Raw genomic sequence first — 2393 nt, 5'->3', positions numbered from 1 at the left:
CCGCCTCGTCCGTGACTACGAGCGCCTCCCCGAAACCCTCGCGGGCCTGCATCTCGTCGCCTTCGCCTGCCTCATGCTCAAGAACCTCCTCAACCTGGAGCAGGTCCACAACAGCCTCTAGGCTTCGGCCCCGTGAGATCATGCCGCACCACGAGCAAGTAACGTGCAGCGCAGTTTAGGTCAGCCAGTCCGTCGCGGCCGCCATTGGAACGGCCAGCCCGAAGTGCACGCAAGGCAGGTTTCAGGGCAGGTTTCTGTCTGAGACTTTGGTTCTGTCTACAACGAAGTTCGCAAGCGCGGGCATGCTTCAGGGCATGCTTCAGGGCATGCTTCAGGGCATGCTTCAGGGCATGCTTTCAGAGCGTGGCAGGGAGCGTCGAGGAGGAGAGAGCTGGCCAAAGTGAGATTTGCCACAGATCGAGGCAGCCGAGCCGAAAGCGAGCCGCCAAGTTTGTGACGTTGCCATGCTGGCCTGGTCTGCTTTCAGACGGCAGACGGCGCGGAACGTCGAGTTCACCGTCAAGACAGTCCTGTCGGACCCGTATGATCGATCCGGCCGAAGAGGACGTCCATCCGATTGGGACTCCTAGGTGATACAATCCTCAGAATCCCATTTCCGTCCCATTCCCCTCGGCGTTCCCCAGCATTTCCCAGGAGTCCCACCGGAATGGGACTCCGAATGGGACTCCTGCCACGGACGGCCATGCGGCTCGGCGGAGGCAGTCCAGCCGTTTGTTGCCTGCCGGCCGCGGTCTGGATCACTCAACGGACCAACATGGCGCGAGCCGCCGTTCGTCTCAGATCCGGTCCGCTCTCCTCGGCCGGCGCTGTACCGGACCCTGCGGAAACCGGCGCCAGTGCCACCCAGGGGCAAGCGAGCTCCACTTCCGTCCCGGCACACCGGATCCAAAGCTCGACGGCCGCGCAGTTTGCATTCGGCCAGAGCGGACCAGCGTTCCCGGGTCGCTACCCAGGTTCGCTTGGCCTGCTCCGTCATTCGGAGGCGGCGCGTGACGACGTCGCGGGATCGCGGCGAGAGCAGGGCCCGCGTGCTGGTGATGGCGTAACCCTGGCCTACCCGCCGTGGGGACCAAGTGGATCAGGGTGAAACCGTCAGTCTGGACCGAGACGGTGCTTGCACGTGGCGCGGCACTCGGTCAGGCCCGGGGTGGTTCCGTGATGGGGAGGCGCGATCCGGCCTCCCTCCCCGGCTCAGACGACGGTCTCGACCACGCCCCGCTCCGCCAGCGCCTCGATGGCATTGACGGTGTCGTCCAGTTCCTGCGCGAGGCGGCCGGGCAGACGGCGGGCGAAGACGTCGGCCAGGGCTCGGTAGTACCACAGCGTCCCGGCCTGGCCGGCCGTGAAGCGCCCGAACACCGCCGGGCCGTGGCAGCGCAGGTCGCCCAGGATGGCGCGGGCGTTGTGCAGCTTGTCGCAGGCGGAGACGAGCAGGGTGTCGGGGCTGACGGTCTCGAGGTGGCGCAGGTAGGCCTCCTTGCGGCCGCGCCAGGGCGGCTTGGGGGTGGTGTCGGCATCGGTGCAGTCGCGCACGATGCCGGCCACGCGTGGCCCGAAACGCTCGAGGATCATGTCCGCGTGCTCGGCGCCGCAATCCTCCACCACGTCGTGCAGCAGGCCGGCCACGGCCTGATCCCCATCACCGCCGTGCTCCAGCACCAGGGCGGACACGGCCAGCAGGTGGGCGAGGTAGGGGATGCGGGTGCCCTTGCGGACCTGACCGCCATGCAGGGTCATGGCCAGGGTGGTGGCCGCGGCGAGGCGGTCCCAGTTCGGGGGTGCCCCGGCGGGGTGTTCGATGGTCATCGCTCTCCTGTTCGCCCGCGCGAGGCGGGTCGATTCAAATTTGATGGATGGGTGTTCTGGAAGCGGGGGGAGGCGCAGTCCGCGCGCCCTACCGGGGGCAGAGGCGATATTCGCCCCAGGCGTTGTCCGCCGCCGCTCCGGAAGGGAAGCCTAAGACCGGGCCGCCCTGGACTGCAACACGATCGAAGCTGGCACGGTAGGGCGAGAGGGGTCGCTATCCGCCCTCACCACCGAGCCATGAGGGCCGTGTTGGCGCGGGGGAAGATCAGCAGGCCGTCCTCGATCCGGCCATAGGGCGCCTCGGGGTCGTCGTACTGCAGCAGGGTGAGGAGGAACTCGCGCTTGGTGTCGGTCAGCTCCAGCCGCAGGAAGCCCTGCCGTACCAGGAAGTCGAGAAAGGGCTGCAGCGGTTGACGCCGCCAGTGCCAGGCTTGGCGCAGACTCTTCACGGTGGTGAGCAGCTGCCCGCGCCGGAGGGCGAGGGGGTGGCCGGCCGCGGAGGTTACCGGCACCGGTGCAGCGGCCGCTTGTTCCATCAGCCAGATGCGGGCGGCAAAGCCGTTGGA

General features: G+C 67.6%; 2 protein-coding genes. Both read right to left on the bottom strand.

Going from position 1 to position 2393, the window contains the following annotated elements; genetic code table 11:
* Positions 1-1212 precede the first annotated feature (1212 nt).
* Entirely contained in the window at positions 1213-1827 is a 615-nt protein-coding gene (locus ACLIBK_RS25455) for an HD domain-containing protein (RefSeq protein ID WP_415390101.1), read from the bottom strand.
* A gap of 224 nt (positions 1828-2051) precedes the next feature.
* Positions 2052-2393, bottom strand: a 342-nt coding sequence (locus ACLIBK_RS25450) for a hypothetical protein (protein WP_415390100.1), incomplete at its 5' end; no start/stop codon positions are given.

Source organism: Roseomonas sp. BN140053 (assembly GCF_047690175.1).
Lineage (GTDB): Bacteria > Pseudomonadota > Alphaproteobacteria > Acetobacterales > Acetobacteraceae > Roseomonas.
The sequence above is the reverse complement of the archived record's forward strand: the minus strand, read 5'-3'. Positions and strand labels throughout refer to the sequence as shown.

What these genes read in the sequence shown, in the direction of transcription:
- ACLIBK_RS25455 (WP_415390101.1), bottom strand. Translation starts at nt 1,827, where the DNA reads ATGACCATCGAACACCCCGCCGGGGCACCCCCGAACTGGGACCGCCTC.